The organism is Breoghania sp., from assembly GCF_030066895.1.
Classification (GTDB): domain Bacteria; phylum Pseudomonadota; class Alphaproteobacteria; order Rhizobiales; family Stappiaceae; genus Breoghania.
In genome coordinates this window covers 20,615-36,315 of sequence record NZ_JASJAV010000030.1, presented here as the reverse complement: position 1 = coordinate 36,315, position 15,701 = coordinate 20,615, and the positions used below count along the sequence as shown (strand labels likewise).

The 15,701-nt window shown below is 61.6% G+C and carries 14 protein-coding genes and 2 pseudogenes; 6 read left to right on the top strand and 10 right to left on the bottom strand.

The window, feature by feature from the left end; translation table 11 throughout:
- Positions 1-64 precede the first annotated feature (64 nt).
- Positions 65-2,227, top strand: coding sequence for a methylmalonyl-CoA mutase (gene scpA / locus QNJ43_RS23005; protein WP_300473521.1), 2,163 nt, complete (start codon positions 65-67; stop codon positions 2,225-2,227).
- A gap of 431 nt (positions 2,228-2,658) precedes the next feature.
- Here the strand turns inward: scpA and QNJ43_RS23000 are convergent, their stop codons facing one another.
- From QNJ43_RS23000 to QNJ43_RS22990, 3 genes are all read right to left on the bottom strand, one after another.
- On the bottom strand, positions 2,659-2,958 hold the full coding sequence (locus tag QNJ43_RS23000) for a hypothetical protein (protein ID WP_300473518.1): 300 nt from the start codon (positions 2,956-2,958) through the stop codon (positions 2,659-2,661).
- 489 nt (positions 2,959-3,447) lie between these two features.
- Positions 3,448-3,834 carry a hypothetical protein gene (locus QNJ43_RS22995; RefSeq protein WP_300473817.1) on the bottom strand — a complete coding sequence of 129 codons (387 nt, stop codon included), beginning with the start codon at positions 3,832-3,834 and terminating at the stop codon, positions 3,448-3,450.
- Complete coding sequence (locus QNJ43_RS22990; protein WP_300473515.1) at positions 3,815-4,384, bottom strand: hypothetical protein; 570 nt, start codon at positions 4,382-4,384, stop codon at positions 3,815-3,817. The genes QNJ43_RS22995 and QNJ43_RS22990 overlap by 20 nt, the downstream gene beginning before the upstream one ends.
- Before the next feature lie 97 nt (positions 4,385-4,481).
- Between QNJ43_RS22990 and QNJ43_RS22985 the strand changes: the two are divergent.
- Positions 4,482-5,845: pseudogene (locus QNJ43_RS22985) on the top strand (M20/M25/M40 family metallo-hydrolase).
- A 45-nt stretch (positions 5,846-5,890) separates the two neighbouring features.
- A complete protein-coding gene (locus tag QNJ43_RS22980; RefSeq protein ID WP_300473815.1) occupies positions 5,891-6,472 on the top strand; it encodes a TIGR00730 family Rossman fold protein in 582 nt (193 codons plus the stop codon).
- 863 nt (positions 6,473-7,335) lie between these two features.
- Here QNJ43_RS22980 and QNJ43_RS22975 read toward each other — a convergent pair.
- A complete protein-coding gene (locus QNJ43_RS22975; RefSeq protein ID WP_300473513.1) occupies positions 7,336-7,506 on the bottom strand; it encodes a hypothetical protein in 171 nt (56 codons plus the stop codon).
- A 393-nt stretch (positions 7,507-7,899) separates the two neighbouring features.
- Here QNJ43_RS22975 and QNJ43_RS22970 point away from each other — a divergent pair, with 393 nt between their 5' ends.
- Positions 7,900-8,316: a hypothetical protein gene (locus QNJ43_RS22970; protein ID WP_300473511.1), complete on the top strand. Its 417-nt coding sequence runs from the start codon at positions 7,900-7,902 to the stop codon at positions 8,314-8,316.
- A 99-nt stretch (positions 8,317-8,415) separates the two neighbouring features.
- On the opposite strand, the gene QNJ43_RS22965 is transcribed toward QNJ43_RS22970, so the two are convergent.
- The 3 genes and pseudogenes from QNJ43_RS22965 to pcaH form a co-directional block, all read right to left on the bottom strand.
- The gene (locus QNJ43_RS22965; protein ID WP_300473508.1) at positions 8,416-8,658 is read right to left on the bottom strand and encodes a hypothetical protein; all 243 of its coding nucleotides are present in this window, start codon (positions 8,656-8,658) and stop codon (positions 8,416-8,418) included.
- A gap of 9 nt (positions 8,659-8,667) precedes the next feature.
- The gene (locus QNJ43_RS22960; RefSeq protein ID WP_300473506.1) at positions 8,668-8,991 is read right to left on the bottom strand and encodes a hypothetical protein; all 324 of its coding nucleotides are present in this window, start codon (positions 8,989-8,991) and stop codon (positions 8,668-8,670) included.
- Positions 8,992-8,996: 5 nt separating this feature from the next.
- A pseudogene (gene pcaH / locus QNJ43_RS22955) lies at positions 8,997-9,697 on the bottom strand (protocatechuate 3,4-dioxygenase subunit beta).
- A 135-nt stretch (positions 9,698-9,832) separates the two neighbouring features.
- Here pcaH and QNJ43_RS22950 point away from each other — a divergent pair.
- Together QNJ43_RS22950 and QNJ43_RS22945 are read left to right on the top strand one after the other, a co-directional pair.
- On the top strand, positions 9,833-10,165 hold the full coding sequence (locus tag QNJ43_RS22950) for a LysR family transcriptional regulator (protein ID WP_300473503.1): 333 nt from the start codon (positions 9,833-9,835) through the stop codon (positions 10,163-10,165).
- Entirely contained in the window at positions 10,123-10,746 is a 624-nt protein-coding gene (locus QNJ43_RS22945) for a LysR substrate-binding domain-containing protein (protein WP_300473500.1), read from the top strand. The genes QNJ43_RS22950 and QNJ43_RS22945 overlap by 43 nt, the downstream gene beginning before the upstream one ends.
- Positions 10,747-10,941: 195 nt before the next feature.
- Here the strand turns inward: QNJ43_RS22945 and QNJ43_RS22940 are convergent, their stop codons facing one another.
- The 3 genes from QNJ43_RS22940 to cobT form a co-directional block, all read right to left on the bottom strand.
- On the bottom strand, positions 10,942-12,279 hold the full coding sequence (locus QNJ43_RS22940) for a DUF2778 domain-containing protein (RefSeq protein ID WP_300473497.1): 1,338 nt from the start codon (positions 12,277-12,279) through the stop codon (positions 10,942-10,944).
- Between the two features lie 481 nt (positions 12,280-12,760).
- Positions 12,761-13,789, bottom strand: a complete 1,029-nt coding sequence (locus QNJ43_RS22935; protein WP_300473495.1) for an esterase-like activity of phytase family protein — start codon at positions 13,787-13,789, stop codon at positions 12,761-12,763.
- On the bottom strand, positions 13,786-15,684 hold the full coding sequence (gene cobT, locus QNJ43_RS22930) for a cobaltochelatase subunit CobT (protein ID WP_300473493.1): 1,899 nt from the start codon (positions 15,682-15,684) through the stop codon (positions 13,786-13,788). The genes QNJ43_RS22935 and cobT overlap by 4 nt, the downstream gene beginning before the upstream one ends.
- Positions 15,685-15,701 lie beyond the last annotated feature (17 nt).

Below are 15,701 nucleotides of genomic sequence, written 5' to 3'. Positions count from 1 at the left end.
GGGGAGCCCGGCGGCGGCGTGTTTCGTTCGGCAGATGGGGGCCCAAGGGCCCGGAGGAACAGCAATGACCCGAATTCCGGATTTTTCCGAGATCGAATACGCGGATGTCGCGCCCGCCGCGAAGCCCAGGCCCGATGCTATCTGGAAGACGCCGGAGGAGATTGAGGTCGCGCCCGTTTACCGCGCCAGTGATCTCGACGGTCTCGATTTCCTCGACACCTGGCCGGGCAAGCCGCCCTACCTGCGCGGGCCTTATCCGACCATGTATGTCCAGCAGCCCTGGACGATCCGCCAATATGCGGGTTTCTCCACCGCCGAGGATTCCAACGCCTTCTACCGCCGCAATCTGGCTGCCGGACAGAAGGGCCTTTCGGTCGCCTTCGATCTCGCCACCCACCGCGGCTATGACAGCGATCATCCGCGCGTTTCCGGCGACGTTGGCATGGCGGGCGTGGCGATCGACTCGATCCTGGACATGCGCACGCTCTTCTCCGGCATCCCGCTCGACAAGATGAGCGTGTCGATGACCATGAACGGCGCCGTTCTGCCCGTGCTGGCGCTCTATATTGTGGCGGCCGAAGAGCAGGGTGTGGCGCAGGAGAAGCTTTCGGGGACCATTCAGAACGACATTCTGAAGGAGTTCATGGTTCGCAACACCTATATCTATCCGCCGCAGCCCTCCATGCGTATCATCTCCGACATCTTCGCCTACACCGCGAAGAACATGCCGAAGTTCAACTCCATCTCGATTTCCGGCTATCACATGCAGGAAGCGGGCGCTACGGCGGATCTGGAGCTCGCCTATACGATTGCCGACGGCATCGAATATGCGCGCGCGGGCGTCGCGGCGGGCATGGATATCGACACCTTTGCGCCGCGGCTTTCCTTCTTCTGGGCGATCGGCATGAACTTCTTCATGGAAGTCGCCAAGATGCGCGCCGCCCGTCTCATCTGGGCGAAGCTTATCCGCGAAGAGTTCGCGCCGAAGAACCCGAAATCGCTGAGCCTGCGCACCCACTCCCAGACATCGGGCTGGTCGCTGACGGCGCAGGACGTCTTCAACAACGTCATCCGCACCTGCGTTGAGGCGATGGCGGCGATACAGGGCCATACCCAGTCGCTCCACACCAATTCGCTCGACGAGGCGCTGGCCCTGCCGACGGATTTCTCCGCCCGCATCGCCCGCAACACCCAGCTTTTCCTGCAGCAGGAATCCGGCACCACCCGCAATATCGATCCCTGGGGCGGCTCTTTCTACGTCGAGCGTCTGACCTACGAGCTTGCGGAAAAGGCGCTGCAGCATATCGCGGAAGTGCAGAAGCTCGGCGGCATGGCCAAGGCCATCGAGAAGGGCATCCCGAAGCTCAGGATCGAGGAAGCCGCCGCCAAGATCCAGGCGCGCATCGATAGCCGCACGCAGACGGTGGTCGGCGTTAATAAATACAAGCCGACCCGCGAGGAGGAGATCGACGTCCTCAAGGTCGACAACGCTCAGGTCCGCGCCCAGCAGCTTGAAAAGCTGAAGCGTCTGCGCTCCGAGCGCGACGAGGCGGCGACGACCGCAGCACTTGCCGCCCTGACGGCGGGGGCGACGGGCGACGGCAATCTCCTGGCGCTCTCTATCGATGCGGCGCGCGCCGGTGCAATGGTCGGCGAGATCTCGAACGCGATGGAAGAGGTCTTCGGGCGTCACAAGGCGGAGATCAAGTCGATTTCCGGTGTCTACAAACGCGAGGTCGGAGCCATGTCGGAAGCGGTCGAAAAGGTTGCGAAGATGGTCGCGACCTTCGAGGAGAACGACGGACGTCGTCCGCGCATCCTGATCGCCAAGATGGGCCAGGATGGTCACGACCGAGGCCAGAAGGTGATCGCCTCGGCTTTCGCCGATCTCGGCTTTGACGTCGATATCGGCCCCCTGTTCCAGATCCCGGAGGAGGCTGCGCGCCAGGCGGTCGAAAACGACGTTCACGCCGTGGGCGTCTCCTCGCTCGCCGCCGGTCACCTGACGTTGATCCCCGCACTCAGAAAGGCGCTGGCTGATGAGGGGCGCGAGGACATCCTGATCGTCGTCGGCGGCGTCGTCCCGCTGCAGGACTACGCAGCACTCTACGAGGCGGGCGCCGCAGCGATCTTCCCTCCGGGCACGGTGATCGCGGACAGTGCGATGGAACTGATCGGCAAGCTGAACGCGAAGCTCGGCTATGGGGGAGCTGAGGCGGCGGAGTAGGGGAAGAATTAAACGTTAGATCCAAATTCCGATCATTTCAATATGGTTCGGATCTTGTGGAAAATGCGGCGCCAATATTCTCGTCGGCATAACTGACCTGTTGCCTTTCCATGTACGGAATACTATGTCCAACGCAAAGTAAGCACGTATCGTGGCCGTCTTGTCGGTCTTGTTGAAGATGTATATGAGGCCTAAAATGCTCCGCGTGGCTAGGTGCGAGTTGTCTATCCAGACTGGAGTCTGCATTGACAAGCCGTTTTGGTAAAAATGAGCTTGAGAGCTGTTGTTAGCGGTAACAAGTCCGGCTTGGGCCGAATCAGGGGTTATATTACTCCTCAACAGTGCTAACTTTATCTCCATAGTTCTGTATTTGGTATTCGTCAGCCTCTTCCGTGAGGTGGAGAGCATTGGCGTATATGCTCTCACTTTCGTCAGATTTCCCATAAATCCAAAAATATCTTTTTTCGTATATATCCTTTTGAAGATAGGACGCCAATATCTTCGATAAAATCTAGTAGGCTTATTGATTTTTTATACTTTGTCTCTGCACTCGGATCCTCTTTGACTGATGCAATGTGCTTGTCCAAAAGCTCTAATATAATTCTTTGCGCATACTGAGAAATGTTACCATTTGTTTTATCGTCTTTTATAAGGCTCTTGTGGGCTTCTCGGATCCCAAGGATATGTCTTCTCGATTCTTGCATTTCTACGCTATTATATATCTTCGTCATCTCAAGATATATGTGTGCGAGACGAGCGCTCTCTGTGTGAACGCTCTGTTGCGCCATATGGTTGAGTTGTCGGACCGAAAACTACAATGCCATAAGTGCCACAATGGCAGTTATGCTAGCTGAGATAAAATAGGCAGATTCAAGTATTTTCTGACCTATTGCATCTTTCCCAACCCAAAAATCTTGTGATAAAATTTCATGAGAAGAAAGTGAAATATTGAAAATCATAAAAAGTAATATAGTAAATTCAAATGTTATAAAAACAGTAAGAATTATCGTTATTAGTAGTAATTTATTGCTATTATTTTGATTTTGATCAGGTTTTTTGGATTATGACCTAATACAATTGAGGTTTGGAAGCGGGCCCAAAAATCTAAGAAGTTCTAGAACTAGTTTAAGATCTCACACCTTCCCCGGCTCATCAACTCGCACCTCCCTCACATCGCGCCACACGTTCCTCTTCTCCAATCGCTCCTCGCGGAAATCCAGCTACTTGAGGTTCAGGCTCATCTGGTCGTGCTGGATGCCCGGGAACGCCAGTGGGTCGAGGCCCGTCCATGGCAGGAATGGGTTGCGGCGCAGGTTGCCGTTGATCTCCACGCGTATGGTGGAATGCGGGGAGGGCGTGCGGCCGTGGAAGGCGAAGGTGTTGGCGATCACCATCGTGTTGGCCGGAACCGTCACCGCAATCGGTTCATCGAACCCCAATGCCTCGAGATCCGTCGGCTTCACCCGGAAGGAGCCGAATGCCGTATGGCCGCCCACCTGCGTGGCGTGGAGGCTCTGTTCGTATTCCCAGGCAAGCCGCTCGTCCGTGCCCCGGTGCGAGCCGGGCACGAAACGGAACGGGTCGTCATCAGGACCGACATCCTGCAGAAAGAGCCAGCATTTGACCGTGGAATGGAGCGTGTCGGCGTGAAGGTTGATCTGCGGATCGGCCTTCGGCTTCGGCCAGAATCGTCTGGATGAAGAAGGTCGGCTCGCCGCCGCGCGAGGACATGTAATGCATCGCCGCGCGTAAAGAGCCGGACTCCACCACCTGCTTTGTCGTGGGCATGGTGGCCAGCAGCGAGGCGGGAAGCGGCACGATGCGCGTGACCGTGCGCCCCTGGCGCATCTCGCGGGCGGGAAACGACCGTCCGAACACTTCGTCCCGCAATTGCCGGAACGTCTCGGGATCGATAAAGTTCTCCTTCACCAGATAGCCGTCGCGCTCGTAGGCCGCGCGTTCCGCAGTATCGAGACGTTCGGCCAGCCGGTCGCGGCGATGGTCGGCCATTGTCGCGGCAAGCTTCACGCGGGCGCGGTGCAGGCCCCATTCGTTGAGCCGGGAGTTGCCCAGGATCGGGTTGGCCGCGAACGATTTCGCGCCCTTGGCGATCTCCGCCAGCCAGAGCGGGCTTTTGAGAATGTCGTACGGCGCCATCGGCCCCTCGCTGAGGCGTCGTTCGATTGAAGTCGGTCGGTGCAGTGTCCCAAGGAGAGGAGAGTAACACTGACGCAATCGATGCACAGCTTGTGAGATTGTTTATGCCCAGACGCTCTGCGCGCGTTGCCGGGCACCGCTCGATGGCCTAACTCTTGATGTCAAAGCCACGCGTCTCTTCTTTCAGGAGTCATTCGTCCCATGTCCGTGGCTGGCGAAGGAGCTGACCGGCATCGGCATCGAGGCGTCGGTGCGCGAGACCAAGGGGCACCCGATGGTGATCGGGCACAAGAAGGGCGAGAGCAGATCCGGCCCGCACGTCCTTTTCTACGGCCATTACGACGTGCAGCCCGTCGATCCGCTCGACCTGTGGGAGACCTAATCCTTTGCGCCGCGCATCGCCACCCGGCCGGGTGGCACCAAGATCATCGTGGCGCGCAGTGCCGCCGACGAAAAGGGCCAGCTCATGACCTTCGTAGAGGTCGCCCGCGCCTGGATCGCGGAAACCGGGGGTCTGCCGATCTCCGTCAGCGTCATGCTGGAAGGCGAAGAGGAAAGCGGCTCGCCCTCACTCAAACCCTTCCTGGAAAGCCAATGCGGAAGAGCTGAAGGCCGATCTGGCGCTCGTGTGCGACACCTGCATGTGGGATGCGGAGAAGCCTGCCATCACCACCATGCTGCGCGGTCTGGTGGGCGAGGAGATCACCATCACCGCCACCGACCGCGATCTGCATTCCGGCATGTATGGCGGGCTGGCGCGCAATCCCATCCAGGTCCTTGCCGATATCCTCGACGGCCTGCACGACGAAAACGGCCGCGTCACGCTGCCGAATTTCTATGACGGCGTGATCGAGATGTTTGCCGAAGTCATGGAGATGTGGGACAAAATCGGCTTTTCCGGCGACGCCTTCCTCGGAGATATCGGTCTGAAGATCCCGGCCGGCGAAAACGATCGCACCCCGCTGGAAAAGATCTGGACGCGGCCGACCTGCGAGATCAACGGCATTTCCGGCGACTACCAGGGCGCGGGCTTCAAGACCGTGATCGCCTCCAAGGCATCGGCCAAGGTCTCCTTCCGGCTTGTCGGCGATCAGGATCCGAAAAAGATCCGCGAGACCTTCCGCGCCTATGTGCGCGCCAAGGTGCCCGGAGGACTGCAAGGTGAAGTTTGCCGAGAATGGCGGCTCGCCCGCGCTCTGGCTCGATTTCGACAGCCCCTCGCTCGCCAAGGCGCGCCTGGCGCTGGAAGCGGAGTGGAACAAGCCCGCACCCACCGTCGGATCGGGCGGATCGATCCCCGTTGCCGGTGACTTCAAGACGAAACTCGGCATGGATACGCTGCTGATCGGCTTCAGTGTCGAGGACGATCAGATCCACCCGCCCAACGAGAAGTACAACATGACGAGCTTCCATCATGGCATCCATTCGTGGGCGCGGATTCTGGACGAACTGGCGAAATAACAGGGGAAGGCTCCGGTTGAGGGCCCGGCAACGAGCATGCGCGACTTGACGGCGATCTGCGTCTATTGCGGATCCAATCCGGGCAACCGGCCGGACTATCTGGCTGCAGCCGAGGCTCTGGGCGGGCTCATTGCCCGCCGGGGCCTGCGGCTCGTCTATGGCGGGGCCGAAATCGGCCTCATGGGGCGCGTGGCGAATGCGGCACTCGCCGCGGGCGGCGAGGTTGTCGGCATCATGCCGAAGGCTCTGGCCGACCGCGAGATCGCTCACAAGAGCCTGAGCGAGCTCCACGTCGTTCCCTCCATGCACGAGCGCAAGAAGATGATGGCCGATCTCTCCGACGGCTTCATCGCGCTGCCCGGCGGCATCGGCACGCTGGAGGAACTGTTCGAGGTGTGGACCTGGGCGCAGCTCGGCCACCACGAAAAGCCCTGTGGCCTGCTCAATGTGGCCGACTACTATTCCGGGCTCACCGCCTTTCTCGACCGCCAGATCACGGAAGGGTTCGTGCGCGCGGAGCACCGCGCCATGCTGGCGGTGGCTGCCGATCCGTCCGAGCTTCTCGATGCCTTCGCCGCCTACGAGCCGCCGCACGTGACGAAATGGGTTGAGCGCTCCGACGTGTGAGCACTCTCCCGCCTGCCTTCCTTCGGGCACTTGTCCCGCCTCCCATGTTTCACGGATGACGCGAAGAAGAGCGTGCGCGCGGCTAGAAAAAGCCATCGCCACGGCGCGCCTCGCCATGGGCGTTCATACCCTCCTGGAAAGTTGTTACAGCGCGCGCATGGGCCGGTGTATCGCTGCCCGGGGCTTGACGGTCGCGGAAATTTTTGAACTCCGCACCATCGCTTGCATTGCGTGTCCGGATGAATTCAGCGGGTGTGATCGGCAACTATCCGGCAATTCCCTGCCAGATAAGTATTTTTCGATAGCGGCCCGAAAGTCGGGGGCGAGTCCGTCTTCGACCAGCAAGGGGGCGTTCGCAGGTTATGGTCATGCGGTTATACGCAAGTTTCGGAGGGCCCCCAAGAACAGGCCGACGATAACTTGAGGGTGTTTTTGATGATCCGTAATAGGCAGTATATACACATATTTTACAAGACCTTGACTGCCGATCTCTCGTGGTTCGTCAAAGCTGCGGGTCAAGGCAGATTTTATCGTTAACAAAGTGTTATCCACAACAAATGACGTAGCGTTAAAAATGATTGATAGGAAAATAAATAGAAATAACAAGTCATAATGGCGCCTTTGTGTCTCAGTCTACAATACATATTTTTCTGTGGATTAATAGCTTTTTGTTGGGGAGTTAATGCCGTAAAGTATTTTCTCAAGGTGGGTGAGGAGATTGTGATGTTTGGCGGTACTAACAGCTCTGAGTCCTTTAAAGCGGACCGTCGCTTGCGGAAAAACCTTCAGGTCTTCGATCGAAACAGTTTGAAGATACTACATCCGCTGTTTCGTGATGCCTTGCGTCTGCTCGCTCACCGGCATCATCCGCGCAAGCGTGAAACATTGTTGTTGCCGTTGGTGCGTATTGCGCCGCCGCCGGGCGAGAGGGTGAGCCCGAGCATGTTCTCCGCCGCGAACATGCCCGCCGAGCTTTCCTCCAAATCGAACGGGTCCGTGCCGTTGCACCACTGAGCGGGGCGGCCGTACTGCACGTCGTTCCTTTCTCTCTGTGACTCCCTTGCGGTACGGGGAGATTGGCCAGTCCGAGACCGGTCGCGACCGCACCAGGAGCGGCCGCCGGACGACCGATCACTCTCCGGGGCGCCGGCGCACCGCGGAGCCAGCGGGGAATGCGGAAACACCCCTGTGCCCCGCTCGAGGCGCTAATCCTGGCGGTCATATATGCCGAGTACCGTGAGGCGTTCAGATTCCCCCGTCTGAACGCCTCTTTTTTGGCTTCGCATGAGGGCTGCTTTTGGCTGCGCGCAAGGGCTGCGCGGTGATCTGGCAACCTTTCGTTAACCATTCGTAAATGAATAGGCCGCAAGACTGAGCGTAACGAATCCTGCGGTTGGCAATACCGCTATGGAGTAGAGGTCGCTGTCATGCTGAATTTCCTCTCCACCCGTTTTTCCGCACTGCTGCGCAGGGTGCCGCCGGCAACGCTAAGCTCCACCATCTTTCTGCTGGCCGTCGGAGCCGCCCTCGGCTTTGGCCTGCCGCTAGGACTTGCCCATCCTTATGACCGGACCCTGCACGGCGTCTTCTTCGCGCTGCTGACGATTTCGCTGTCCGGCTTCTTCCAGGGCCGCGCCCTGCCGGTGCTGATCCTGGCGACGGTGCTGGCCGGAGGCGGGGAGATCCTTCAGGGGATGACCGGCTACCGGGACATGTTGGTGGTGGATTTCATCGCGAGCCTCATCGGCGCGCTTTCGGCGGCAGGCGTTCTGTCGATCCACATGCCGTCGGAGAAGCTGAGCTTCATCGAACGCGAACGCGTCGAGCGCGGCCTGCCCAAGTAAGCCGTGCGCCCGTCACCGCGAGAATTTGAGAAGATCGGATCGTCCCGGAGGCGGCATCGCCTCCGGGACGTTTTTCGTTACACGTCGAAGAAGACCGTCTCATCCTGCCCCTGCATGTGAATGTCGAAGCGGTAGACCGGGCCGGTCGGCGTCTCGCGGCGCTCCCGCAACCAATGTGGCGCAACAGCCTTCCGGCACACTCTGTATCACCTCGTCGGCCGCATTGACTTGCGGTTCGTCGGAGAAGTAGACGCGCGTATAGGCGTGCACCAGCATGCCGCGGGCAAAGAGCATCAGGTTGAGATGCGGGGCCTCGCCCTCTTCGGTTGCACCCGGCCTCACCGTGTCGAATCAGAATTTGTTTTCCGGATCCGTGCCCGTGCCGCAGCGCCCGAACCCTTCGAAATGGGAGTTGGGGCGGCGGGTGTCTTCGGGATGCTTGAACCGGCCTTCCGCGTCCGCCTGCCAGATCTCGACCATCGAGTCGGAAATCGGGTCGCCGTTGCCGTCATAGACGATGCCTTCCACGTGGATGCGTTCGCCTTCGGTTTCCGCATCCGTCAGCGTGCTGTCGGCGATCGCCGTGTGCTGGTAGCCGTATTGCTGCGCGCTCAGTCCGTAGGCGAAATAGGGGCCGACGGTCTGCGAGGGGGTCTGCTTGAGGGGCTCGCTCATGTCGATCAATCCTCCATCGGGGTTTTGTTGCGTCCGCGCAGGGCGATGTCGAAGACGTAGCCGAGCGAGAAGTCGGGTTCGGTCACGTCCATAGAGAACTTGGAGATCAGCCGCTCGCGCGCTCCCTCCGGCGTGCCGAGATAGATCGGGTCGAGATCCAGCAGCGGATCGCCGGGGAAATACATCTGGATCACGAGCCGGGTGGAGATGGAGGGACCCAGCAGCGAGGAGTGGATGTGGTTCGGCCGCCAGGCGTTGAAGTGGTTGCCCCACGGATAGGCGCCGGGCTTGATCGTGCGGAAGGTGTAGCGGCCCTCGTCGTCGGTCACGCAGCGCCCGCCGCCGAAGAAGTTCGGATCGAGCGGGGTGTTGTGCTGGTCGACCTTGTGGATGTAGCGCCCGGCCGCATTGGCTGCCACACCTCCACCAGCGTGTTGCGCACCGGACGGCCGTCCTCGTCGAGCACGCGGCCGGTCACGATGATGCGCTCGCCCAGCGGCTCGCCGTTGTGCGCCCCGTTCTTGGTCAGATCGGAATCCAGCACGCCGACCTTCTCATGTCCGTAGACGGGGCCCGTGCGCTCCGACAGCGACTGCTTGATCGGGATCAGCGGCTTGGTCGGGGAGTGCAGGATCGTCGACTTGTACGGCGCATGCAGATACGCGGGATGGGACATCCAGTCGCGCGAATTGTAGGGCTTGTTCATGGGGTGACTCCCTCCTCGGCCCCGCTCATACCTCCGCACGGGGCCATTCGTCATCGGCGCAAGATGTATCGACCATCCGGTTATGTAAAATAAAAATTTTAGCTATTTGGCATAACCATATGGTTATATTGAGACATGATCGATCCTCGCATCAAGTTCCGGCACCTGCAGTGTTTTTTGGAAATCGCACGCCGCGGCAGCATCAGCCGGGCGGCCGAGGCGTTGGGCGTCACCCAGCCCGCCGCCTCCAAGACGTTGCGCGAGCTGGAGGAAATTCTCGCCATCCCGCTGTTTGAGCGCAGCCGCCGGGGCATTCGCCTGACCCGCTTCGGCGAGGCGTTCCTGCGCCATGCGTCGGCCGCCGTCATGGCGATCCGCGAAGGTGTGGAGAGCGTGTCGGCCGCACGTGAGAGTGTGGCGGACACGTGGTCACGGTCGGCGCGCTGCCCAATGTGGGCGCGCGGTTGATGCCGGGCGTGGTGTCACGTTTCAAGCGTTCGGCGCTGGAAACGGTCGTGCGCGTGACCACCGGCTCCAACGCGCAAATGCTGAACGAGTTGCGCGACGGCGACCTCGATCTGGTGATCGCCCGCCTCGTCGATCCCGCCGACATGGTCGGGCTGTCCTTCGAGCACCTCTATTCCGAGCCGTTGACGTTGGTGGTGCGCGCCGGGCATCCGCTCGCCCTGGCCCGTTGCCCCTTTGATCTTGCCGCGCTGTCGCGCCATCCCATCTCCCTGCCCAATGCGGGCACGGTCATTCGCGGCGATATCGACCGCTTCTTCCTCGCCCACGGGCTCAGGCCCTCGCCGGACCGGGTGGAGACCATCTCCATCACCTTCGGCCGGGCGCCATGTCCTGTCGAGCGATGCGATCTGGGTGGTGCCGCGCGGGGCGGTCATGGGGGATATCGAGGCGGGATTGCTGGCCGAACTGCCGATCGACCGCAGCCAGCTTCAGGGCACGATCGGCCTGATCATGCGCTCCGACATGGTTCCGACACCGCTCGTCGGTCTCGCGATTGCTGCGATCCGCGAGATGTCTGCTGAAATTCGCGCCGAGGGGTAGGGGAGCGAAGGGGGGGCGAGCATAGGGATGCTCTTGTCTCGGTCGTCATCCCCAGGCGCAGTCCGGGGGATCCAGCACGTCCCCCATATGCTGCTGCCTGCTGGATTGCCCGGACAAAGCCTGGTAATGACGGTGGAGACGTTAGCAGCTAGGTGAGAAGGCGACGGGCCTCGCTCTTACAGCGAGGCCATGTAGGTCTGCAGGTGGGAGAGGTCCGGAACCACGATCATCTTGTTCACCCGGCCGGCCTTGAAGGCCGTCAGGAAGCGATTGTAGTTCTTGAAGACCACGCACCCGTTCGAGCCGTTGGTCCCGCGCAGCATGTAGGTATGGGCGAGAATGCCGTTGCGCCCCTTCATTGCGGCGTGGTCCGTCGGCAGCATGCGGATCGCCTCCACCCCGTGGAAGCGGGCCTCGCGCATGCGCAGATTGTAGATGTTCGGCGGTGTCGGCCCGACCATGCGATGGTCGGTATAATCCGGGTTGTCCTTCATGTGGCCGATGCCGGAATGGGCTTCGAGCTTCGTGCCGTCGGGCATGTAGACGGTGGCGGACGCGATATCATAGACCGCGATGCCGCTGCCGCGCCCCGGCAGGCCGGATTTGCCCGAATTGAACACCTTCTTCAGGTCGCTGAAGATGCCGTTGTCGTCGTCCTCCGGCTCTTCCGCCCGCGCATAGGCAAGCGCTGAGCCGGAATTGCGAGTCCGAACGGAGCGGCTGGGCACGCCTCCCGGGCGCCGCGTGGGGACGAGGGAGATTTCCGGCAGGAGGTCGGCCACTGTCGGCTCCTCCTCCATCACGACCGCGTCGTTGGTATCGTCCGCTTCGCCTTCCAGAAGGACGGGCTTGGGCGCGGGATCGCTGGCCGTTTCGGGAACGTCCGGGCGTGCGGGCAGCAGCTCCAGGACGATCACGTCACCGTCGGATCCATCCTCCTCCAGGGAGGCGAGCTGGATCGGCGCCTGTTCGGGCTGGTCGCCGTCTTCAGACTGCGCAGCGACCGCCATTCCGGTGCGCGGCGCGAGAAGATGACGGGTCAGAACGCGCTTGGCGAGTTCCGTGGCGAGCGCGAGTTCCGCCCGCTTTTGAACGGAAAAGGGACGCTCGATCTGTGCGGTTTCCGCATGCAGGCGCGTTCTGAGGTCGGAAAAATCCGCTCCCTCGTCATCCGCGCCTGTTGCGGGCTCCAGCCTCGCCTCCTTCATGCGCTGCACTCGGTAGAGCGCGGCGCGTTCGGCGGAGGTTAGCTGCATCGGACGTGCACCATCGCGCAAGGGCGTTACCGCATCGAAATAGGGATGCGCGCTGGCGACCATGTGATGCTCGGATGAAATCGTGAGAAAGGTCGTTACATCGTCCGCCAGAAGCCCGGCGAAGACGAAGCCGGAAGCCGTAACTGCGGTGAGGGCGAGCCCGGTGTGCGAAGTGTGTGCACGAGGCCCACCGGATGGCGGGCAGGATAAGCCGGAAGGCTTCTTGCTCAAAAGCATGCGGGTCCAGACATTTTGCATCTGGCGGCCGTTCGGCCCTGTTTACTCGACACTCGACGCCGGGAGGGAACGCCTCCCGTACCCGGCGATCGCGGCTGACTGCAGCGACGACTTTCGGATATCGTGGTAAACAAGACGTTTACAAGCCTGTGTAACGGCGTAACGGAACACCTCAAAAGTGGCGGATTTCCGATATTTGAGCCATTTCAGGGGAAATTCCACTCGCAAGGTGCGGCCCTTCGAGGAGTGTAAACGGCGATACGCCCGGTATTTCAAAAACTTCGCCGGAAAGCCGCGATGTGACGTCGCGGTTTGGCCAGATGGCGTGCGGCATTCGTATTTTAACGGGGCTTCCGAGCCCTCATCACCTCTCCCATGGGGAGAGGTCGGCGCGCATGCGCCGGGTGAGGGGATGAGAGTTGTCAGTATCCATGAGAGGTCGACATCCCTCACCGTAACCCTCTCCCAATGGGAGAGGGGAACTTGTGACCGTCGGTTTGCCTCAGCGCGCAGGCTTCGCCGTCGGCGCGGCCGTCTCTGCATCCATCAGCTGGAAGCGCAACAGCAGCGTGCGTTGCAGAATGGAGCGGTTGTCGTCGGAGATGATGGTGAAGAGCACCCGCCCGGCCTTGTCCACGTCGATCGACAGACCTTCCATGTTATCGATCTGATAGGAGAGGTCGGCCTCCAGAAGAACCGTTCCTGTTAGCCCGTCGGCCTTTCGCAAGGACGCGGTGGGAAAGCGGCGCAGGCGCATGCCGACGCCCTGGGAGAGATTGAAGCGCCGTTCCCAGCAACACGAGATCGCCGTCAGGCAGGAAGGTGGCATCGGTCGCCGCGTAGTTGTCGCTGGCCTGAAGCGTGAACTGCGTGATGTGGCCGTCCGCCGAGATGATCCAGCCCGGCAGCCGGTTGTCGCATGGGCGAGGGCCTCCAGTCCGCGGTTGCCGCCAAGATAACGGCGGATATCGGCGGGAAGCGGCAGGGGCTTTCTGTCGGCGGCGGCCGCCTCGTCGCGATAGACGAAAATGCGCGGCCTGCCTTCGAAGGAAACAAGATAGTCGGTGCGCCCGTCGGCGCGCGGCCGCAGCGCCAGTCCTTCCGAATCCGCCTCCGACTTGCGGATCATCGGCTGGCCCGCCTGATCCAGCATTGGCCCGACCCACGCCTTGCCGATACCGACCGGCGCGCCGGTGTCGTCGATCTTCAGATAGAACGAGAACCACAGCCCGTTATCGGAAATGGAAAGCAGCCTCTTGCTACCGTCGAACCTCTTGATGCCCGACAGCCCGCCCAGATGCGGATTGGGGGAGGTCAATACGCCACCGCCCAGCCACCTCAGCGCACCGAAGCGGGTGAGCGCGTGATCGCGCACCTTGAAGGAGGGAAGGGGCTCATAACGAACCGTGAGATCGTGCCGCCCGGGCGCAAGCGTGCAGCGGTCAGCCCCGAGTGCAAAACCGGTTGCGACGAGCACGAGGCAAAGACCTGCCGCGACTGCGCTCGCCGCTGCGGTGCGATACTTTCTCACGCGTGTCTGCGGTGACGGCCGCGACCGCCCCGACCGCCGCCCTGATGGGGCATTTCCTCAAACAGTGCGGCGAGCTGCTCGGTCATGGCGCCGGCCAGTTCCTTTGCATCGACGATGGTAACCGCGCGCTGATAGTAGCGCGTTACGTCATGGCCGATGCCGATGGCGATCAGCTCCACCGGCGAGCGCGTCTCGATCGCCTCGATGACATGGCGCAGGTGACGCTCCAGATAATTGCCTGGATTGACCGACAGCGTGCTGTCGTCGACCGGGGCACCGTCGGAGATCACCATCAGGATGCGGCGCTGTTCGGGGCGGCCGAGAAGCCGCGTGTGCGCCCATTCCAGCGCCTCGCCGTCGATGTTTTCCTTCAGCAGCCCCTCGCGCATCATCAGGCCGAGATTGCGCCGTGCCCGCCGCCAGGGAGCGCCGGCCCCCTTGTAGACGATGTGGCGCAGGTCGTTGAGGCGGCCGGGCGTTACCGGCTTGCCCGCTGCAAGCCACGCCTCGCGCGACTGTCCGCCCTTCCAGGCCCGTGTGGTGAAGCCCAGGATTTCCACCTTCACGCCACAGAGCTCCAGCGTACGCGCCAGAATGTTGGCACACGTCGCCGCCACCGTGATCGGCCGTCCGCGCATGGAGCCGGAATTGTCCAGGAGCAGCGTGACGATCGTGTCGCGGAAATTGGTGTCCTTTTCCTGTTTGAAGGCGAGCGGCTGCATCGGGTCGATGACCAGGCGCGGCAGGCGCGCTGTGTCGAGCAGGCCCTCTTCCAGATCGAAATCCCAGGAACGGTTCTGCTGCGCCATCAGGCAGCGCTGAAGGCGGTTGGCAAGCCGCGAGACTGCGCCCTGCAGGTTGACGAGCTGCTTGTCGAGGAAAGCGCGCAGCCGGTCGAGTTCTTCCGTCTCGCACAGGTGCTCTGCGTGCACGACCTCGTCGAAACGGGTAGTGAAGACCTTGTAGTCGGGCTGTGGCTGATTGCTGAGCGGCTGATCGGGACGCTGTGCCCCGCCCGCATCCTCGGCTTCCGTATCGCCTTCCTGCTCGTGGAAATCGTCCGCGAAGGTGTCGCCGGCCTCCGTCTCGCCGGTCTGCTCTTCGGAGCCCGGCATCTCGGTTTCCTGCGACTCGATGGAGTCTTCGCCCTCCGCCTCGTCGCTGTCGCCGGTGGAGGTCTCCGAGCGTTCGTCCTCGCCTTCCTCGGGCTGCTGGTTCTCGCCCTCGTCTTCGCTCTCCTTGCGGAAATCCTCGGCCAGATCGAGAGCGGCGAGCAGCGAGCGCACGCCTGCGGCGAAATCTTTCTGGTCGTCGATGCGCGAGAGCAGGTCGTCGAGCGCCGCGCCGCCTCGGTCCTCCACCCAGCTCCGCCACAGATCGACGACGGGCTTGGCCGATTCCGGCGGCTGCGCGCCGGTCAGCTTTTCGCGCACCAGCAGCGCCAGCGCTTCTTCCAGCGGGGCTTCTGAACGCTCGCTCACATCCTGATAGCCCGCGCGCACGTAGCGCTCGTCCAGCATGGCGGAGAGATTTTCGGCGACACCCGTCATGCGGCGCGCGCCGATGGCCTCGCAGCGCGCCTGCTCCACCGCCTCGTAGATAGCGCGCGCTTCCTGGCCCGGAGGCGCGAATTGCCGGTGCACCTTGGCATCGTGACAGGCAAGCCGTAGCGCCATGGCATCGCCCTGGCCCCGCGTTACCGCGAGATCGCGCGCGCTGGGTTTGCGCGGCAACTCGGCCAGCCGCGCCTTCTGTCCGGCCAGCGAGGAGCGGTCGGAGGAGAAGATGACCTCCAGCTCCTCCTCGCCCGATATGGCACGCATGGTGGCCGCGACCGCCCGCTTGAACGGTTCGTTCCAGCCTTCGCCCTTGCCGTGTCCCGAATTCGACGCCATAGCCTGAAATCCCCGCC

Coding starts and splice junctions, on each gene's coding strand:
- cobT (WP_300473493.1), bottom strand. CDS start 15,684: ATGGCGTCGAATTCGGGACACGGCAAGGGCGAAGGCTGGAACGAACCG.
- scpA (WP_300473521.1), top strand. CDS start 65: ATGACCCGAATTCCGGATTTTTCCGAGATCGAATACGCGGATGTCGCG.
- QNJ43_RS22950 (WP_300473503.1), top strand. CDS start 9,833: ATGATCGATCCTCGCATCAAGTTCCGGCACCTGCAGTGTTTTTTGGAA.
- QNJ43_RS22940 (WP_300473497.1), bottom strand. CDS start 12,279: ATGCAAAATGTCTGGACCCGCATGCTTTTGAGCAAGAAGCCTTCCGGC.
- QNJ43_RS22960 (WP_300473506.1), bottom strand. CDS start 8,991: ATGAGCGAGCCCCTCAAGCAGACCCCCTCGCAGACCGTCGGCCCCTAT.
- QNJ43_RS23000 (WP_300473518.1), bottom strand. CDS start 2,958: ATGACGAAGATATATAATAGCGTAGAAATGCAAGAATCGAGAAGACAT.
- QNJ43_RS22990 (WP_300473515.1), bottom strand. CDS start 4,384: ATGGCGCCGTACGACATTCTCAAAAGCCCGCTCTGGCTGGCGGAGATC.
- QNJ43_RS22970 (WP_300473511.1), top strand. CDS start 7,900: ATGCTGAATTTCCTCTCCACCCGTTTTTCCGCACTGCTGCGCAGGGTG.